Source organism: Chryseobacterium sp. CCNWLW53 (assembly GCF_037083525.1).
Taxonomy (GTDB): domain Bacteria; phylum Bacteroidota; class Bacteroidia; order Flavobacteriales; family Weeksellaceae; genus Chryseobacterium; species Chryseobacterium lathyri.
Map to the genome: position 1 here is coordinate 317,220 of NZ_JBAOJR010000004.1, position 19,911 is coordinate 337,130.

The 19,911-nt window shown below is 37.3% G+C and carries 17 protein-coding genes; 8 read left to right on the plus strand and 9 right to left on the minus strand.

Annotation, left to right across the window (positions count from 1 at the left end; translation table 11 throughout):
• Positions 1-8: 8 nt before the first annotated feature.
• Complete coding sequence (locus V6R96_RS14655) at positions 9-2,927, minus strand: TonB-dependent receptor (RefSeq protein WP_223559687.1); 2,919 nt, start codon at positions 2,925-2,927, stop codon at positions 9-11.
• A gap of 177 nt (positions 2,928-3,104) precedes the next feature.
• Between V6R96_RS14655 and V6R96_RS14660 the strand changes: the two genes are divergently transcribed.
• From V6R96_RS14660 to V6R96_RS14675, 4 genes are all read left to right on the plus strand, one after another.
• Positions 3,105-4,292 carry an MFS transporter gene (locus V6R96_RS14660; RefSeq protein ID WP_336379345.1) on the plus strand — a complete coding sequence of 396 codons (1,188 nt, stop codon included), beginning with the start codon at positions 3,105-3,107 and terminating at the stop codon, positions 4,290-4,292.
• 23 nt (positions 4,293-4,315) lie between these two features.
• Positions 4,316-5,104 carry an NrtR DNA-binding winged helix domain-containing protein gene (locus V6R96_RS14665; protein WP_111952996.1) on the plus strand — a complete coding sequence of 263 codons (789 nt, stop codon included), beginning with the start codon at positions 4,316-4,318 and terminating at the stop codon, positions 5,102-5,104.
• A gap of 128 nt (positions 5,105-5,232) precedes the next feature.
• Complete coding sequence (locus V6R96_RS14670; protein ID WP_111952994.1) at positions 5,233-6,411, plus strand: acyl-CoA dehydrogenase family protein; 1,179 nt, start codon at positions 5,233-5,235, stop codon at positions 6,409-6,411.
• A gap of 164 nt (positions 6,412-6,575) precedes the next feature.
• Positions 6,576-8,519, plus strand: a complete 1,944-nt coding sequence (locus tag V6R96_RS14675) for a T9SS type A sorting domain-containing protein (RefSeq protein ID WP_336379344.1) — start codon at positions 6,576-6,578, stop codon at positions 8,517-8,519.
• Between the two features lie 61 nt (positions 8,520-8,580).
• Here V6R96_RS14675 and V6R96_RS14680 read toward each other — a convergent pair whose 3' ends face one another.
• From V6R96_RS14680 to V6R96_RS14700, 5 genes are all read right to left on the minus strand, one after another.
• Positions 8,581-11,274: a PD-(D/E)XK nuclease family protein gene (locus V6R96_RS14680; RefSeq protein ID WP_336379343.1), complete on the minus strand. Its 2,694-nt coding sequence runs from the start codon at positions 11,272-11,274 to the stop codon at positions 8,581-8,583.
• Complete coding sequence (locus V6R96_RS14685; RefSeq protein ID WP_336379342.1) at positions 11,271-11,807, minus strand: DUF922 domain-containing protein; 537 nt, start codon at positions 11,805-11,807, stop codon at positions 11,271-11,273. The genes V6R96_RS14680 and V6R96_RS14685 overlap by 4 nt, the downstream gene beginning before the upstream one ends.
• Before the next feature lie 2 nt (positions 11,808-11,809).
• Entirely contained in the window at positions 11,810-12,214 is a 405-nt protein-coding gene (locus V6R96_RS14690; protein WP_336379341.1) for a hypothetical protein, read from the minus strand.
• A 62-nt stretch (positions 12,215-12,276) separates the two neighbouring features.
• Positions 12,277-12,912 carry a 16S rRNA (guanine(527)-N(7))-methyltransferase RsmG gene (gene rsmG, locus V6R96_RS14695; RefSeq protein ID WP_111952984.1) on the minus strand — a complete coding sequence of 212 codons (636 nt, stop codon included), beginning with the start codon at positions 12,910-12,912 and terminating at the stop codon, positions 12,277-12,279.
• Between the two features lie 97 nt (positions 12,913-13,009).
• A complete protein-coding gene (locus tag V6R96_RS14700) occupies positions 13,010-14,347 on the minus strand; it encodes a M20/M25/M40 family metallo-hydrolase (protein ID WP_336379340.1) in 1,338 nt (445 codons plus the stop codon).
• A gap of 224 nt (positions 14,348-14,571) precedes the next feature.
• On the opposite strand from V6R96_RS14700, the gene V6R96_RS14705 reads away from it, so the two are divergent.
• The 4 genes from V6R96_RS14705 to V6R96_RS14720 all read left to right on the plus strand — a co-directional run bounded on the left by V6R96_RS14705 (position 14,572) and on the right by V6R96_RS14720 (position 17,247).
• On the plus strand, positions 14,572-15,768 hold the full coding sequence (locus V6R96_RS14705) for a pyridoxal phosphate-dependent aminotransferase (protein WP_111952980.1): 1,197 nt from the start codon (positions 14,572-14,574) through the stop codon (positions 15,766-15,768).
• 172 nt (positions 15,769-15,940) lie between these two features.
• Complete coding sequence (locus V6R96_RS14710; RefSeq protein ID WP_111952978.1) at positions 15,941-16,573, plus strand: peroxiredoxin; 633 nt, start codon at positions 15,941-15,943, stop codon at positions 16,571-16,573.
• A 117-nt stretch (positions 16,574-16,690) separates the two neighbouring features.
• Positions 16,691-16,999 carry a co-chaperone YbbN gene (locus tag V6R96_RS14715; RefSeq protein WP_034707328.1) on the plus strand — a complete coding sequence of 103 codons (309 nt, stop codon included), beginning with the start codon at positions 16,691-16,693 and terminating at the stop codon, positions 16,997-16,999.
• Positions 16,999-17,247 carry a DUF6952 family protein gene (locus tag V6R96_RS14720; protein WP_034727575.1) on the plus strand — a complete coding sequence of 83 codons (249 nt, stop codon included), beginning with the start codon at positions 16,999-17,001 and terminating at the stop codon, positions 17,245-17,247. Before V6R96_RS14715 ends, V6R96_RS14720 begins: the two co-directional genes overlap by 1 nt.
• A 382-nt stretch (positions 17,248-17,629) precedes the next feature.
• Here the strand turns inward: V6R96_RS14720 and V6R96_RS14725 are convergent, their stop codons facing one another.
• The 3 genes from V6R96_RS14725 to V6R96_RS14735 are packed head-to-tail and all read right to left on the minus strand — an operon-like array spanning position 17,630 to position 19,866.
• Entirely contained in the window at positions 17,630-18,319 is a 690-nt protein-coding gene (locus V6R96_RS14725; RefSeq protein WP_111952976.1) for a Bax inhibitor-1 family protein, read from the minus strand.
• 24 nt (positions 18,320-18,343) lie between these two features.
• Entirely contained in the window at positions 18,344-18,787 is a 444-nt protein-coding gene (locus V6R96_RS14730) for a peptidylprolyl isomerase (protein WP_223559694.1), read from the minus strand.
• 44 nt (positions 18,788-18,831) lie between these two features.
• On the minus strand, positions 18,832-19,866 hold the full coding sequence (locus tag V6R96_RS14735; protein ID WP_336379339.1) for an acyl-CoA reductase: 1,035 nt from the start codon (positions 19,864-19,866) through the stop codon (positions 18,832-18,834).
• Positions 19,867-19,911: the final 45 nt, after the last annotated feature.

Genomic DNA, 19,911 nt, shown 5'->3' on the forward strand with positions numbered 1-19,911 from the left:
GTTCATTATTAAAATTGGATATTAGCACCTAACAAAAATGTTCTGGCTTGTGGATAGTAAGCTCTGTCAACTCCTATTATATCTTGTTCGGAATTGTTTCTTCCTGCAATTTCCGGATCGTAGCCCGTATATTTCGTAAAAGTAAAGACATTTTCTCCCGTTACATACAGTCTTACTTTGCTCATTCCAAAACGGTTTGTAACATCCTGAGGAAGTGTATAACCTAACTGGATGATTTTTAAACGGACATAATCTCCTTTTTGAAGATAATAATTTGACATCCAGGAATAGTTATGGTTAGGATCATCCCGTGTAACTCTAGGGTTACTATTGGTGGAACCTTCCCCTGTCCATCGATCTAAAACCCTTGTCTGATAATTGGCATCAAGCATATCTAATCTTCTTAAACCCTGGAAAATTTTATTCCCGGCTTGTCCTTGTGCAAACATCATAAAATCAAAATTTTTATAATTTAAATTGACGGTCAGTCCAAAAGTATATTTCGGGATAGAGCTTCCTAAGTTTACTTTATCATTGTCATCAATTTTACCGTCGCCATTATTGTCCTGCCATATAAAATCTCCTGGTTTCGCATTAGGTAATAACTTGTTTCCCGTTGCATTGACGTAGGAATCAACCTGTGTCTGATTCTGGAAAACACCACTATATGTGTATCCGTAAAATGATCCGTAAGGCTGTCCGACTGCTACTCTAGATACCGCTCCCATGGTCTGAAAAGAGGCAAGGTTGAAATAATCTATATCATCTTCTAATCGTAAAACTTTGTTTTTAATAGTAGCAAAGTTACCGTTAACCGAAATGCTAAAATCTTCCCAGTTCTTTTTGTAACCTAGCTCAAGTTCTAGTCCTGAGTTTTCCATATCTCCAACGTTTGCCCAAGGCAAATTAGGAACACCTACATAACCAGGGATATTCACCTGTCTTAAAATATCAGATGTTTTCTTTTTGTACCAGTCTGCTGTAAAAGTGAAGTTGTTGAAAAGTTTCAAATCCGCTGCAATATTCAGCTGGCTGGTCTCTTCCCACTTCAGGTTCGGATTTTCCAGTGTACTTGGTGCATATCCTATGATAATATTATTTCCGGCAGTGGTATAGTTGCTTCCGGAAACCATGAAACTTGCAAATCTGAAGTTATCCATTTCATCATTTCCTAAAACTCCGTACCCTCCTCTTAATTTCAAATTATTGATCACTTTATTTTGAGGCCAGAAGTTTTCTTTATGAACATTCCATCCTAATGACATGGAAGGGAAAGTTCCCCAATGCTGATTCGTGGCAAATTTTGAAGAACCGTCTCTACGGATAGTTCCAGTAAATAGATATTTATCTGCATAATCGTAAATAATTCTACCAAAATAAGATGCTTTACGGGTCTGTATTCCATCCCATCCTGTAGCCGTAATATCATCCTGAGGGATATTAAAGTTGAAAGATGCATCCTGCCAGTTATCAATAGGCAGATTACTATAGGTCAAACTTGCCCCGCCAGCAATATTATATCGGTAAACTCCCTGTCCCAACAATACACTTAAATTATGATCGCCGAATTTATTCTGATAGGTCAGAGTATTTTCCATACTCCATTCGAATTTATTTTCGTCTACCTTATTCAGACTGTTGAAGCTGGTATTGTTAAAATTAGGGCTCAAATAATATTTCGGCGTAAAAGTGCGGCTTCCCCAATACGACTTCTTACCATTCAAACTTGTTTTGAAAGTGAAGTGATCAAGAAATTTAAGCTCAGCAAAAACATTCCCGACAAAGTCATCCGACCAGCTATAATTTCCCTGTTGGATGTGGCGGAAGGCTTGTGGATTGGTCATTTCCTGATTGACATAACGGGAAATTCCATATGGATTACCATTCTCGTCACGGATAATATATGGGTTGGTATAACCGTTAGGATCTACTAAAGACCAGTCTGTAACGACTACCGGAGTGGTAGGATCTAAATTAACTGCTGAAGCTAATGGACCACCGAATTCTTCGTTGGCACTGATTCCCTGAGATTTTACGTGTGTATACGCAAAGGTTTGGCCTATGGTCAGGTAGTCTGTAACTTTATGTGTTGAATTAAATCTGGCATTTATCCTTTTATAATAAGAGATATCGCTCATGACAATACCCGTTTGATCAAAATATCCAAACGAAGTATAATAGGTTGACTTTTCATTACCACCTGTAATACTTATCTCGTGAGAAGATTTTTCACCGGTTCCGAAGATAGCATCCTGCCAGTTTGTTCCCTTTCCAAGTGATCCGGGATTGGCATATCTAGGTGTTCCCCCATCATTTACAAATCCTTCATTAATGATGTTTGCATATTGAGTAGCATCTAAAAGGTCTAATTTTTTGGAAGTATTTGAAAAACCATAAAACCCATTGTACGAAAGACTCAGTTTTCCTTTCTTACCTTTTTTTGTCGTAACCAGAATTACTCCTTTTGCTGCAGAAACCCCATAGATAGCAGATGATGCCCCATCTTTCAGGACTTCCATACTTTCTATATCAGATTGGTTCAGCCATCCGATATTGTCTACTACAATACCATCCACCACCCATAAAGGGCTGTTACTACCTGCACCAAAACTGGTAATTCCACGCACCCGTACCGTAGCAGCAGCTCCGGGCTGCCCGGAATTCGTCACTACAGAAACACCCGCAGCTCTTCCTTGTAATACCTGTTCAGGTTTACCTGCCGGAATGTTTTCTATGTCGCTTGCTTTAATACTTGCAATAGCTCCGGTCACATTACTTTTTTTCTGTGTACCGTAACCGATCACAATAACCTCCTCTATTTTATTCTCTTTCGGAACAGTGTCTTGTACGCTGGTCTGTGCACTGAAATTAGCTGTAAAATACAGCACAGCAACTACTCCCAGACTTCTTGATACTCTTAGATTCATATACAGTTAGTTTTTTAATTCTCAAATTGAGACAATAAAAATATATTTTTTTTTAATAAATTAACATTCTATTCACAATTATTTTAATTTTTCGTTTATTTTTGGGAGTTGAAAGCCTTATATCTTCTTCATAATTCCTAAAAAAATCGTAAAAAAACAATAAAAAAAGTCCCCAAAATGACAGCCAAGCTTTCCAAGATCTCTCTTCCTCTAAAACTAACCTTCCTTATTTTTTCAATGGTCTTGAACTGCATGGGTATTGTGATCCTTCAGCTTTCAGAGGCAAAAATCACCTATGAAAAATTAGGCTTTTTAGAATCTTTCAAAGATATTCCCATTGCATTTATTTCACTTTTTGCAGTGAATTTTATAAGCAAGACGGGTACTAAAAAAGCATTGGTTTCTGCTTTAGTCATTGTTGGAATCTGCTCATGTTTCCTTCCATTTATAGAAGATTTTTGGTTCTATAAAGTCTGGTTTGCTATTATCGGGACCTGTTTTGCCGTAGGAAAGATCTGTGTTTTCGGAATTATCCGGAACAATATTTCAGATGAAAAATCTCTTGCCAAAATGATGAACAGCGTGGAAGCCTCATTTATGGTCGGTATTTTTATAGTAAATACCGGTTTCGGGTGGCTCATTTCCAGCCGCTATTCCGAATACTGGAAGTTCGGTTTCCTTTCTATAACAGTACTCTGTGTTGTAACTATATTTCTTTTTTCAAAGCTGAACATCTCAGAAGCAAAAAAAACGGAGAATAAAAGTCTTATGGCTGAACTTTCAGTATTTGTAAAACCCGCAACAATTATGTTCCTTGCTGTAGTTTTTTTTATTGTTTTTGTTGAGCAGGGATTTAATTCATGGCTGCCTTCTTTTTATAAAAATCACCTGAATGTCAATTCATTTTTTGCTTTACAGGCCACTTCTTTCCTTGCTCTTTTTTCTTATGCAGGCAGAACAGCAACAGCTAATATCATTCACAGATTTTCACTGTCAAAATATTATATTCTGTGCATTTCTTTAATTATTGCTGTGCTGGCAATTATCGTGGGAATACAGTATTTTGATTCTGTGAATTCCGGTATTATTCTATTTTTATTTCCGGTGATTGGACTTTTCCTTTCGCCGCTCTACCCTGTCATCAATTCAAAGATGATTGCACAGATCGACAGGGAAAAAATCAACCTGTTTACATCCCTGATTGTCATTTTTTCATCGCTTGGCAGCTCTGTCAGTTCAATTATTATGGCAGTTCTGTTCGGAAAACAACTGTTAAACTACTATCCGCTTTATATATTACTTGCTGTTTCTGTGCTTTTTACAGTGAGTTTAATATATTTTAAGCTTGCAGGAAAGAAATTATAGAAAATAATTTTATTTTTACTCCCATGAAAATCAAAGACACCAAAAACAAAGAAACCCTTCAGGAACTTATTGATACAAAAGATTTTGTAGCACACGTATCTGTTGACTGCACAATATTTGGTTTTCACAATAATATTTTGAAGGTTTTGCTTCTGAAGTACCACGATCTGGATCTGTGGTCGCTTCCGGGCGGTTTTGTTTTCAATGATGAAGACCTTCGTGAAGCCGCTGCAAGAGTACTGTATGAAAGAACCCATCTCCAGGACCTTTTTTTAAAACAGTTTCACACGTTTGGGAGAATTGACCGAACGGAGAATAATGTCCATCAAATCCTTCTTAACAATAAAGGAATTGAGGTTCCGAAAGATCACTGGATCTTCCAGAGATTTATTACGGTGGGCTACTGTAGCCTTATTGATTTTTCCGTCGCCAATACTTTTCCGGATGCATTCAACGAAAGCTGTGAATGGTTTGAGGTTAATAAACTTCCCAAGATGGCCTTCGATCATGACAGAGTTATAGAAACGGGCCTTGAATATCTTCGTATGAATATCAATACCGAAGTGGCAGCCAGTAATCTTCTTCCTGAAAAATTTACGATGAAAGATCTTCAGTCGCTGTATGAAACTATTCTGGGACAGAAATTCCGGAGAAATAATTTTCAGCGTAAAATATTAAGCTTGAATATTCTGGACAGACTGGAGAAACTGTATGACGGATCTGCCAATAAGGCTCCATATCTGTATAAGTTCAAAAGTAAGGTACACAATGCTGCCAATCAGTATCCTATCTCTAATGATGAGGAATCTTAGGAGACTGTATTTTAACTGAAATCCTGTATGTTCCCATTTATCTTACTGAAAATCAAACGCAACAAAGATTCGTAAAAAAATTTTTCAAACCAACGAAAAGTATTACTTTTAAGCAAATCAAAAAAATCATGTCATATTATCCTCTTACAAGCATTCCAGACTACTACGGAATTGATGCTTTACTTACTGAAGAACATAAACTGATCCGTCAATCGGTAAGAGATTGGGTGGAAAGTTTTGTAATGCCGCAGATTGACCAGGCCGCGCAAAATCATACTGATATTCCGGGCTTAATGAAAGAATTGGGAAAGATTGGAGCTTTAGGTCCATACATTCCTGTTGAATATGGCGGTTCAGGGTTAGATCAGATTTCTTACGGTCTTATTATGCAGGAGCTTGAAAGAGGAGATTCTGCGGTGCGTTCTGCTGCTTCGGTACAGAGCTCGCTGGTGATGTTCCCTATCAACGAATTCGGTTCCGAGGAACAGAAGAAAAAATACCTTCCGCATCTTGCTGCAGGGGAAATGATCGGTTCTTTTGGATTAACTGAGCCTAATCACGGTTCAGATCCAAGTTCTATGGAAACGTATTTCAAAGATATGGGTGACCATTATCTTCTGAACGGAGCCAAAATGTGGATCACGAATTCTCCTCTGTGCGATATCGCAGTAGTCTGGGCAAAAAACGAAGAAGGAAAAATACAGGGCTTAATTGTTGAAAGAGGAATGGAAGGCTTTACTACGCCTGAAACTCACAATAAATGGAGCTTGAGAGCTTCAAAAACCGGAGAGCTGGTATTTAATAATGTAAAAGTTCCTAAAGAAAACCTACTTCCGGGGGCTACCGGATTAAAAGGACCTTTATCTTGTTTAAACTCAGCGAGATACGGAATTTCATGGGGTGTAATCGGGGCAGCAATTGACTGCTACTGTACAGCTGTTCAGTATTCTAAAGAAAGAAAACAATTTGGCAAGCCGATTGGTTCTTTCCAGCTTCAACAAAAGAAATTAGCTGAATTCTTAACAGAGATCACAAAGGCACAGTTATTATGTCTTCAGTTAGGAAATCTTAAAAATGACCACAAAGCAAGTCCTGCACAGATCTCAATGGCTAAGCGCAACAACGTGAAAATGGCTATTGATATTGCCAGAGAATCCAGACAAATCCTTGGCGGCATGGGAATCATGGGCGAATTTCCGATGATGAGACACGCAGCCAATCTTGAATCGGTAATTACGTATGAAGGTACACATGATGTTCATTTACTGATCACTGGCTTAGATATTACAGGAATCAACGCTTTTTAAATAAAAGCTCAAAAATATACTGAAGAGGAGTCCGGCCGAATGGCCGGACTCCTTGTTTTACTCACTTTGCAGGGAACTTATATTCAATGAATAATTATTGATGTATTAACATTATCCATCTTTTATTAAAAACAATTAATTTAATAACATCAAAAAATATTGATATGAGAAAATTATCTACACTTTTATTAAGTTTCACTGCTCCGTTCTTTTTTGCCCAACAGGCAGGAGATGTTGTGAGTTTTGAACAAAAATTGGATCTGACTCCACAGGGAGTTACCAATTTCATCGCCAACAGTCTGGGCGAGCAGAACGCTCCGGATTTTGTCAGCTATCTCAATGGATTCAATGTGGGGCTTAAGGGCTATAAAATTACTTATTATACCAAAAATGAAAAGAATCTCTTAGTAAAGGCTACAGGACTTCTGATGTATCCGAACGTTGATTTTAAACTTTCCACGGTGGTTTCTGATCACGGAACGACCGACAGCAGAGATAATGTCCCTTCTAACTTCAAAGGAGCCTTAACCGCAGGATTCGTAGTTGAATTATCATATGTACTCAACGGCTATATTCTGATGGCACCTGATTACGTAGGAATGGGAAGCGGAGACGGCGTTCATCCATATGTAGACGCTGCTACGGAAGCTGGCGCAACGATAGACTTTGTAAAGGCAGCCAATAAAGTGCTGGGTCAGTTAAGAATAAAAAGATACGATGAATACTTTCTCGCAGGCTATTCACAAGGTGCGCATGCCGCCATGTCCACTTTAAAAAGCCTGAATACCTCCAACCCTACCAATCTGAAGTTCAAGTATGCTTACATGGGAGACGGACCATATGATTTTTCAGGAGTTACCCTGAATAAAGGAGTCCTGGAAAAAGATTTTTATCCTTTCACTTCTTTCCTTGCCAATGTATTGCATACCTGCAATAATACAGGTTATAAAACCTACAATACGAGCATTTCTGAGGTCATTTCTCCGGAATATCTGGATAAATACAATTACCATGTGGTTCAGGACAACGGAGGTCTTCTTTGGGGGCCTGTGATCTGGAGAAGTCTTTTCACTCAGAATTTTGTTAATGATGTTACCAATAATCCCAACAATAACCTCAGACGATGCATGAAGCCTAAGGATGTGTATGACTGGTACAACAAAACCCCTATGACCCTGGGACATTCCTCAGTAGACCTGGCTATTCCACCGGAAAACACTTCTAAAACCATTGATGTACAGCGGGGATATTATGCATGGTGGGATCTGAACAAATATAAGCTGGAATCATTATTTTGGGGACCTTTAGGCCATGTAGGGGGAATTGTTCCTTTTACATTGGCCTCCAATGCCAAATTCAATACACTCAGAAGCGGAGGTTTTCTGAATGAATGGGCCATACTGACTTCAAAACAACAGGGAAACAGCCAGGCTGAGACCCATACACTCTATTCTTCTCAATTAAAGCCGGATCTTGGAAAAATGCAGCTTGTAGGAGTTACAGATTTCAATCAGGAAAAAGCAGTAAGCAAATCAGGAACAAACGGCAGTTTATCATCATTAACAGACGGTGTCTATCTTTTAAAAGTACAGGAAAATAACAATCAGAAATTAATTCCATACGTTAAAAGCACACCCGTAGAAGTTCCTGAAAATGAAATTGTACAGTCTGAAAACAATAATATTTTAAAACTGAAAATACCACAGGAAGAACTGATCACTGTCAATATTTTTGATGGCAATAAAAATCTTTTAAGAACAGTTTCTCAGAAAGAGTATGCCGAAAACAATGGAATTGACATAAAAGGTCTTAATAATCAGAACACTTTTGAAGTGGTCACTCAGTTTTATAATCTTCAGTTCAGAAAAGCACTGGAAAACAGCTCATTATCTGACAAGACTGAGATATTTACAAAAAACCGCCAGATCGTCGCCAGAGCAGGCAATGGCATTAAAAACATCAGCATCTATAATATTTCGGGGGCATTGATTATTCAGCAGGAAGTCAATAAATCAGAATTTGAATCAAAAAGCTTGGAACCAGGCATTTATGTAGTTCAGTTCACCGGAAACGATGGTAAAACGGTGAATAAAAAAGTAAAATTATAAGACAATAGTACTAGTATATCTTCATTTCAAATGAGATGCACTTCAGCAATGAAGTGCATTTTTAATTGGAATAGGGCTTGATATTCTCAATAAAACTGAGATCAGGGTTCAATATTTCCAGAATAAGGTTCTTTACGGACTGCATGGCATCATCAATATTCCCTTTATCAAACTGCAGAGAAATGACTCCTTTTTTAGCTTCTGCAAAGCTCCAGATTCCCGTTTCTATAGGAAGTCCCCAAAATTCCGGAAGATTTTGTACCACATAATGATAAATGCAAAGCTGTAGAGCCTGTTTCCTTTCGCTGTTATGGAAATATTCATCTACGTTATTTTCATCTATTTTTACCGTGAGGTTTTTGATCTTTGCCGTTTTATAATCAATAATTCTTAGGGTCCCGTTCAGGCGGTCTATCCTGTCAATAAATCCGAAGAAAGAAATTTTGTCGTTGCCATCAAGATAAAAATCTACATTTTCGAATCTTTTTTCAATGTCCAGAATCTCCAGAGTATTACCATTTCTCACCAGTTCAAGATCATGATTCAGTACATTCTCTATCACTTTTTTAGCAATAGCCCTGTGAATAAAATTCATGCCTTTTTCATAGAATTCAGGCTGATGCTTCAGCTTTTCAATAGCAATATTAATGTATTGATCTATTTCTTTAATTGAATTTTGTAAATCCTTTTCTTTTAATACTTTACCTTTAAGTAATTCATATACTTCTTGAAGTGAATAATGAACCAGATTTCCGTAATTTTTAACAGACAGTTCTTCTTCTATTTCATCCGTTTCCGAGGTCTTCAATATCTTGGAAAGATAAAAATCTATAGGATTATAAAGATAGCTGGTCAGGTGTGATGCAGATACTTTTTCCTTCCATTTCTGCAACCTTTCCATCACGATTTCCGTCTTCAGAATTTCTATTGGTTGTGAAGCAATAGGTTCGGAAGAATTTTCAATAATAAGGTGCTCTATCTTATGGGAGCTCTCCATTTCTATCTGTGTGATAAATCTGCTCTTCTCTCCAGTATTCACTCCGGAACTGAGTGCATTGTACAGAAGATGGACATTTCGGGAATCCTGGATCAGCCTGTAAAAGTGATAGGCATAAATACTGTCATTTTCCAGGAACGTATGCATATCAAAATACCTTCTGATATCAAACGGAATATAAGTATTCTGTGAATTTCCTAAAGGCAGCTTCCCTTCATTCACAGAAAGCATGATTACATTTTCAAAATTCAGAAGACGGGTTTCCAGAAGACCCATAATCTGAAGTCCGCGGAGCGGTTCCCCCTGGAAATCTATACTTTCGGAATTGACATGCTGGTTGATCAGGATTTCCAGTGTTTCCATTTTGATTTCAAAATCATATGGACTGAGTTGGTTTTTAATAATTCTGAACGCATTTTCAAAATGGGAAACGTTTTCATATTGGATATCATCTATTTCCAGCCATTTGATCCGTTTACAGAAAGCGATAAGCATATCCAGGTAAACACCTGTATGATCAGCTTTTCTAAGAAGTCCATAATAAGAAAGCCCGCCCAGAAGCTCTTCTAAAAGCTTTTTTGATATATAAACGATATTCCTCTCCTCTATTTTCGTCCTGAAATTACTGATGATCAACTCATCTTCAGAAGACTTCGGAAGCTCTTCAAGGATCGGGAAAATATCTCTGTAGTAATAGGAAGATTTATTTTTCTCCAGCTGTTTCTGAAGATAGAAAAGCTGTTTTACGGCATTGGAAAAAGAAAGATTCTTCAAAGGAAAACCCATGGTAATATTCAGGTTTTCAACACCGTACATCACATCCAGACTTGCAGGAAGAAGATTTTCATCCAATAATACCACTGCGGTGTTGGAATAGGTCTTATTTTCAATTTCCTTAAATATTTCAGGCAGAACTTTAGTCTGCGTTACATTTCCGGAAACCTCATAAACTTTTATATTTTTTGGCTGATTAAAATCATCTTCTATCCACTGAAAAGTCCTGTTGTCATCAAATTCTTTCCATGTTTTATGGTTCCTGAGGAATTTTCCCGCTTCCTGTCTTTCATCATCAAAATAATAATGATCCGCCTGAAAGAAGCACTGTGCTTTATTCCGACGCAGTAAGCTCCTTACGAGCTTTTCTTCCACCGGTGTGAAAGCATTGAAGCCACAGAATACAAAATGTTCGGAAGTATTTTCGGCAAAAGCTGAGATCTTGGCCTTCGCAGTTTCATGAATCATCCCGGAAGTCGCCCAGTTTCTTTCCTGTAGTTTTTTCTTTAGAATTGGAAGAAAAACGTTCATATTCCGCCAGAAATTAAGGAATTTTTTACGGGGAACATCATCATCTTCACCCAGATCCTGAGCCCATTCTTTGATCCTTTCTTCATCAAACATATACTGTAAAACAGCTTCATCACTTTCAGAGAACTTCAGGATATCGTCCCAGTCCTTCTGAAGGGTCGGAAACCACTTTAAAAAGTCTGCAAAATCATCTTTCGGGATTAGACCAAGACTCCGGTAGACATCAAAGGCAAAAAGCCAAAGAGAGATTCCCTGAACAGGCTGTTTGCCTGCAATCCTGTCGATCAGCTCTTCTATGGTAAAGAAATTGGGAAGAAATCCTGAGTAATTGTTTTCTTCCAGGATCTGCCTGATGAATACGATGGGACGTTTTCCGGGCAGAACAATATTGAACTCCGAAAGATCCTGGTTTTGGGCCAGCAGTTCGTGAATGATTTTATTGAGAAATTTCAAGAGGCTTTATAGCTTTTTAAATGGTCCAGTTCTTCAGCAATGAGAGCATTGTATTCTGCCTGCTTTTCTTTATTCATTCCATGTTCCGTAACCCTGTCGTAAGACATCTGGAAATTTTTGTAATCGTTTGATATTTTGCTGTAAACTGCATTAAAACTTTTATTGTAATCACCGGAAGTTTTGATCTTCTCTCCTATTTCTTTCCTAAATTTTCTGACAAACAATTCTGCAATATCAAAATGCATTTGCTCATGCAGCAGGATATAATCATTTATTTTTTTGACATCTTTCCAGGATCTGTCTTCATTAAAAATAGCAGTGATCTCAATTTTAACCGGAGATTTAGGATTAGTAGATTTCACTACAGAATATTCCCAGCCGCAGTGTGTATAGGCAGCTACATCGGGATGATTTTTTCTGTTTATGGGACTTTTAAAGTTATCCCAGACCAGCTTATGATCTTCCTGCCAGATAATTTTCTGCCCAAAAAGGGCATTGGCAAAAAGAAAAAAGCAAAGTGAAATCCATTTCATTATTATTCTACTACAATTTTTTTGGTGATCCAGCTGTTACCGCCATTCCAGAATTTAAAGGTATACGTTCCTGTCTGGCGCGGACTGAAGTTGATCTGGTTGGCTCCCACATGGGTTTCCTGTGTACAGGGACCGTCCGTAGTATATTTATAAGCGGTAACAGATCTTTCCAGGCTGCTGTCATGAATGTAATCATAGCCATAAAAACCCTCACATTGGGACGAATAGGTAGAATACGTCTTAATACTCTGTATTGAATATACATCCATAGTATCCTGCATGACCTTTACACTGTCGATTTTGATCTTACCTATAGATTGTACAGTCTGGTAATCATCGTCTTCGCAGGAAACAAAAACCATTCCTGAAAACAATACAGAAAATCCAATATTTAAAAGTTTTTTCATAACCTTAAATTTACTGATTATTAATAAAAATTCAGCAAAAATTATTCCTTAATTCATTAAAATTAAGAATTAAAATTGCCTTTTGATACATAAATTACTTTTTTAGTATCAAAAAATTCTTCATCAAAATAGTTTTTAAGATTGAAGATTTCACATTTAATTCCGGCTAATTCTTCTGCAAGGTCGCCGCCTTTTAAATATAAAACCCCGTTATGTTTGGGATTAAACTGTTCTTTCTCAAACTTTCCTTTCAGCCATCTGAGGAATTCCGGCATCTGGGTTACAGCGCGGCTTACCACAAAATGAAACTTTTCTTTTACTTTTTCCGCTCTTCCGTGAATGGCCGTTAAATTAGTTAGCCCGATTCCTTCTGCCACTGCTTTCACTACAGTAATTTTTTTTCCGATAGAATCAACTAAAGTAAATTCCGTTTCCGGAAATAAAATTGCCAGGGGAATCCCCGGAAAACCTCCTCCTGTTCCTATATCCAGCACTTTTGTTCCGGGTGCAAATTCCATTATTTTTGCAATTCCTAAGGAGTGAAGAACATGCTTCTCATACAGCGATTCCATATCTTTTCTTGAGATCACATTGATTTTTTCATTCCACTCATTATACAGTTTTTCCAACTGGGAAAACTGCTCGATCTGCTTCTCCGTAAGATCAGGAAAGTATTTTAATAGTAACGATGCTGCCATATGAATTATTATAATCTACAAAAATAAGTTTTATTTCTGTTGTATTCAAATGAAGTTGTCCGGATCAGATTTTAAATTTCAGCTTCTTTAGTCGATATTATTTCGCAATCCCCGGAATAACAGGTACACTTAAATTCCCGGCCTGATTAATCGTCTGAACGGCAAAAATATAATTGTCTTTTGAAAGTGGGATTTTAATGGAAAGCTCTTTAGTAAATATCTTTTTTTGCCAAACGGGACTATACGTTTCTCTTACAAGAATATAATACCCCGCTGGTGTTCCGGATTTTGGCTTTTCCCATCTTAGTGAGGTGGAGTTGGTAAGCTCTTTAACCATTACTTCTACCCGCTCAGGTTTTGAAGCAGCTTTGGCCAGACTTGCCAGAACAGCAATATTTGCCGCAACGTTTCTTTTCAGATAGTTAAAATCTATAAATTCAGGAAGATCTCCGTACTGCTTATTATTTTCAACTCTTATATCCTGATGTTGATGATCGTAGTTTTCATAATATTCAGTGAGCCTTACGGAAGGAAATCCCTGACTGACAAAGCTGGAATGATCTCCGCCACGTAAAAACCTGTCGTTCCTGTAGATCAGCTTCACTTCTAGTCCTTTTACATATTGTTCTGCAATTTCTTTAATATACCGGGCCAATTGCCGGGATTCACTGTCGTTTTCAAGTCCCAGGTTCCTTATACCCATTGCTTTTTTATCGAGTTCTGCATAAGGCAGCCCTTCGCTAAAAACCCTTAACGTATGGTTATTGATCTCTCCTGTTTCTCCTGCTTTAGAATTTCCGATCATGTCATTGTTCAGGACTGCTTCTATCTGCAGGTTTTCTTTTTTGGCTTTATCTGCCAAAAGCTTAGATCCAAGCAAAGACTGTTCTTCTCCGGAAAAAGTAACGAAAATAACGGATGCCGGAAAAGAAGATCTGCTCAAAATTCGCGCAGCTTCTATAACAGCACTCACTCCGCTTCCATCATCGTTGGCACCCGGCGCGTATGAAATTCTGTTCATTACATCGGTAACCCGTGAATCCAGGTGTGCAGAAATCAGGAAAATTCTTTTATCATTAGGATCTGTACCTTTTAGAAAGGCTATAGGATTTCCCAGGTTGGTAACCCTGTCTATCCGTTTTCCATCCGGCTGAATGTTTTCCTGCTGTAAGTAAACATCCATTCTTCCTCCGGAATTCTTTGCATAGTCTTTAAATTTTCCAAGCACCCAGTTCCTTGCCGCTCCTATTCCCTGATTTTTATCATCAACAGAACTTAAAGTATGCCTGGTATGAAAGCTTACAAGCTTGCCGATATAGGATTTTAAAGAATCCGAACTTACTTCAGAAACGTATTTTTTTATTTCATCATCTTTTGTTTTTGTTTGGGAAAAACTTACAAAAGGAACCAACAATAAAAGGAGAGAATATTTCATACCCACTGAATATTTAGATAGTTAAATATACAAAAACATAATATTGGGTACCGCTTTTCATTTCCATGTTCTTAGGAACTGAATATTTCGGCAGAAAAGTATAAAAGACTATACTTTAATGATTAAAATTTAAAAAACCTGACAAAAATCTTTTTTCCTGCCCTACTTTTATTTCCCGGCAAAACGTTTTTATTATATATTTGTTAAAATTCAAAAAGACCCACATGGATAAACTTTCAGATAGAGTAAAGAGATTAGGTTACTCACAGACTTTCGTAATGTCAAACAAAGCAAGAGAAATGAAGGCCGCCGGCATTGATGTGATTAGTCTGACACTTGGCGAACCGGATTTCGATGTTCCGGACAATATCAAACAGGCAGCTTTTGACGCGATTAACCAAAACTACAGCCATTACTCTCCTGTTCCCGGGTTTCTTGAACTTCGTGAAGCGGTTGCCCACAAATTAAAAAGAGACAACAATCTTGATTATAAGCCAACCCAGATCTGTGTTTCCAACGGCGCTAAACAGGCCATTTTAAATGTATTGGCCTCCGTGGTCAATGATGGTGACGAAGTTCTTCTTCCAGCACCTTATTGGGTAAGCTATGATGAAATGGTAAAAATGATGGGAGGCACTTCAGTAATGCTGCCGACTTCTTATGTTACAGATTTCAAGATCACTGCTGAACAACTTGAAGAATCTATTACAGATAAAACAAAAGCTATTCTTTTCAGTTCTCCGTGTAACCCTTCCGGCGGATATTATACGTATGATGAGTTAAAATCGATGGCGAAAGTTATTGCCAAATATCCTCATGTAACGGTTATTTCGGATGAGATCTACGAGTACATCAATTACGAAACAAAAACCACATCCATCGCTCAATTCCCTGAAGTATATGAGCAGACTGCTGTGATTAACGGAATGTCTAAAGCATTTGCCATGACAGGATGGAGAATCGGGTATTCTGCCTGTCCGGAATGGCTGGCTAAAGCCTGCGAAAAGGTTCAGGGACAAATGACCAGCGGAGCCAATACAGTGGCGCAGAGAGCTTCTATTACTGCTCTAAAAACAGATCCTTCCGAGTACAAATACATGATTGATGCGTTCCAGAAAAGAAGAGATCTGGTGTATGACCTGATGAAAGAAATTCCAGGATTCAAAGTATTACTTCCAAAAGCTGCATTTTATTTCTTCCCGGATATCTCCCACTATATCGGAAAAACACTGAATGGCACTGAAATCAAAGACTCTGATGATTTCGCTATGTTTTTATTGGAAAGTGCTCATGTAGGATGTGTAGGCGGTGTTTCCTTCGGAAGCCCGGAATGTATCAGATTTTCTTATGCAGCTTCTGAAGAGGATCTTAGAGAAGCGATGAAACGAATTAAAGATGCTTTAGCTCCATTTAATTCATAAATTAGACTGAATAGAAATTATTATAAAGTAAACAAAAAAGCTCTGATTTCAGGGCTTTTTTCTTATAGTTCCATTAAAAACAATTATAGATTTTATTTATCGATATTGATTTGTTTGATAGATGAATATTTATATATTTGCACAAGAAAATTTAATATAAAAACAGAAAATTATGTCTTTAGTAGGAAAAAAATTCCCAAATGTAACAATCGATGCTATGTCTGAAATGGGTGATGATCTTAGAATCAACATCCTTGAAGAAGCTACTTCTAACCAGCAAAAAGTAATTTTATTCTGGTATCCGAAAGATTTCACTTTCGTATGTCCTACAGAGCTTCATGCTTTCCAGGATGCTTTAGGTGAATTCGAAAAAAGAAACACTAAAGTAATCGGTGCTTCTTGTGATACTAACGAGGTACACTTTGCATGGTTGAACACTCCAAAAGATAACGGAGGTATCGAAGGAGTAACTTACCCACTTTTAGCTGATACTCACAGACAATTGGCAAACATCCTAGGAATTGTAGATCAGGATTTCGAATACAATGAAGATGGAGAGGAAACTTTCACAGGTTCTAATGTAACATACAGAGCAACATACCTAATCGACGAGACTGGAAAAATTTTCCATGAGTCTGTAAACGATATGCCTCTTGGTAGAAACGTGAAAGAATATTTAAGACTTATCGACGCTTACACGCACGTTCAAAAACATGGTGAAGTATGTCCTGCCAACTGGGAAGAAGGAAAAGATGCTATGAAAGCAGACAGAACTTCTACAGCAGAATACTTAGCTAAGAACTAAATTTAATATAACAATGTAGCAATCTAACAGTATAACAATTTTAAGATTCGTTTTTTAATTGTTAGATTGGTAAATTATTAGATTGCTACATTGTTTATTTTTTCTAAAAATAAACTTATGTACACAGAATTAACAGAAGATACTTTACAGAATATCGTGAATGACAATGAAAAAGTAGTTGTTCAGTACGGTGCCACATGGTGCGGAAACTGCAGAATCATGAAGCCTAAATTTAAAAAATTAGCATCAGAAAATGAAGAAATTCCTTTCTTATATGTAGATGCTGAAAAGCTTCCTGAAAGCAGAAAATTAGCAACCGTTGATAACCTTCCTACTTTCGCAGTTTTTAAAAATGGTGAATTGGTAAACCAGGTACAGAGCAACCAGGCTGAAAGTTTAATTAATCTTTTTAAAGAAATACAGTAATGAAGTTACCCGTAATCCGACAGTTTTATCAGAATCAGACGCCTGAAAATCTTGAAAAAACATTAGAGGTTTTAGAAAGCTTCTGCGAATTCAGAGGAACCAGCGAAGAAGATCTGAATGTAGCAGGAGAGCTGATCACAAATATCTGCGGCGCTTTGGAAGTGCACGCCAGCGTTCAGAACGGAATGAGCGAAAAAGACGCTTTAAATTCTTTTGCACAGAAGGTCTTAGGATCCATTGATAAGTAATTTTTTCATTCGATCGATCATTTAAGATTAATAGTAAAAAATTACAACAAAAACACAGTACTACTGAGGCTTTCCTCGATACTATATTTTCTCAATTCTTTAGTTTTTAATTTAAACACACGCTTCAAAGCTTCTGTAATATGCCATTGCTGACGCTGCTGCTTCTGTTAATATAGATTAAAGAATCCACTAAAATCCCAGTGATATTTTCACCGGGATTTTTTGGTTAAATGGCTGAATTAAAATTAAAGTATTTTTTTGAAAACATTTGTGCCATTTGTGTAAAAAAATACAAAAAAATAATCCCGGTGAAAATATCACCAGGATTATTTATAAGATAGAATCCGAATTTACAATTCTTCTCCTTTCATTTTTAAATTAACTAGCTTCTTCTGCTCATTAAGATTCTCAGAATATACCAGAACAAAAGCATAATGGATGCGAAAAGCTGCAATGAAGCACCTACATACTGCCCTGTAGAATAAACATCTTTAAGCTTACTTGTTTCATAAAGAATACTTGCAGAAGCCAAAAGCACCATTCCTACTGAGAACCAAAGTCCCAGATTGAAGCCAAAAATCGCTCCGGCTACAATAAGCCCTATCGAAAGAAAACCTCCGATAACAATAATATTTCTTAGGAACGAAAAATCTTTTTTTGAAGTAAATGCCACTGCCGAAAGTCCGGCAAACATGGCAATCGTAAGCATGGCAGCCTGGAATATAATATTTCCTCCACCCTGCATTCCTGCTGCTATATAGATCATAGGCATGAAAATCACAGCCTCCAGGATAATATAGAAGCCTAATCCGAAATACTGTGTTGTTCTACTCTGCGAAAGTGACCATTTAGAAGCCAGCATCGAAGCCAGCCAGAAAACACCGATAATCAGTAGCCATGTGTATTTCTGTCCGAACATCATAGCAATGATCTCCACAGGAACCGTTTTCAGTAAAATAGTTTCAACCCCTATAAATGCCAGGATTGATAAAGCGACATGCAGGTAAGTTTTTCTGTAAAAAGCTGCTTTTTCCACATCGGAGGAATGAGCAACTAAAACATCTGTCATCATAGTTAGTATTTTTATTGTTTTAGATTATTTATCTTTTTTTGCCGGCATTACCCCAATAATCTTTCCATCCTCTTCAAAAACAGCCATAATTACCTCTTTTGAAGAAGAATCTCCTGCATATTTGTAGTTGATGCTTGGCAAACTGGAACCATCCATCAATCTGTGGTATCCCGTTTTTAAAATTTCCAACTTTTTATTCACATCAAAGCCTTCTTTTACTTTTTTAAGAACATCGTCCGTAACGATATCTTTTACCTTATCGGAAAGAAGTGCATCAACGCCTGAACGATCCGAAGATTTAAGTGCTTCAACAAACTTAAGAAAGTTGTCATTATACAGATTAATCTTCTCTTTGCTTAACTGCGCAGGAATTTCTTTCTGAACTTTTTCAACCTTCACGCCTGTTACTTTCTGAGCAAACATCAGCTGTGCGGCAAGAACTGTAAGTCCTAAAAATATTTTTTTCATAATCTTTTTTGTTATTGGTAAAATAGTGAGTTAAGATACGAAAATCAGACCACTTCCAAAAATTTCATCGTATCTACATTATCGGCATACGTATCCAAAGCAGGGTGCTGCGCTTCTCCGAAAGGAATTGAATCCAATCCCAGCTCATCTTTTGCCACAATACACTGGATATTCTCTTCATTTTCGGCAATGAAATTTTTAACATCATCCAAAGATGAATACCTGCTGAAATGGATCACGGAAAGCGGGCTGAAAAGCTTATCATCCTCTTTCAGCATAACAAAATTATTATCCCAGAATTTATCCTGGTTCAGGAGATAAACTGCTCTGTTATAATCATAGTTATTTGCATATTTATTATGATTAATGATATCCTGGAAGCCTATAAAACTTTCAAATAGCCTGTCGATAAGAAAGTCTTCAGGAATAAAAATTCTGGTTACATTTCTGCATCCCAAACCGAAATACCTGAAAATATCTTCCGCCAGAAGCTGAAGTTCTTCAGAAGTCTCATCACCTTTCAGAACCGCCGCAGAGGTTCTGTTTTTTCTAATAATGCTTAAATGGTCCTTGAAATAATATTCCAAGTACCTTGCCGTATTATTGCTTCCTGTTGCGATCACAGCATCAAAATTCTCCAGTCTTTCAACAAATTCAAACTGGACAGCTCCATCTGACAACTCATTCCATTTTTTCAGCAGGAACGGGACCATCTGCTTATCTTTTGAAGACAACTTGATCAAAGGAATGTGTCCGCTTAAAACAACAGATATCACATCATGCAGTCCTACCAATGGAATATTTCCGGCCAGGATCAACCCTACTCTTTTTGAAGTTTTGGAAACGGAATAATTTCTGAGCCAATTGTTTATATTTTCCTGAGTAAGCAAATGAGTCCATTCTGTAAGAGCAAATTTCTGATTCTCAAGGGTAAACCAGGGATTCTCTATTTCGGATCTTCTCAGCAATAACTCAAACTCCGTATCATGATCATTATAATCCGCAGGATTCTTTGCTAAAAACTCTTTTATATATACACTTAACTTAATAAGTCCTAAAACTTTATTTTCGATATTCATAATTACTTTTAAATTGGGGAATATTTTGTAATTTTGTGCAAATTT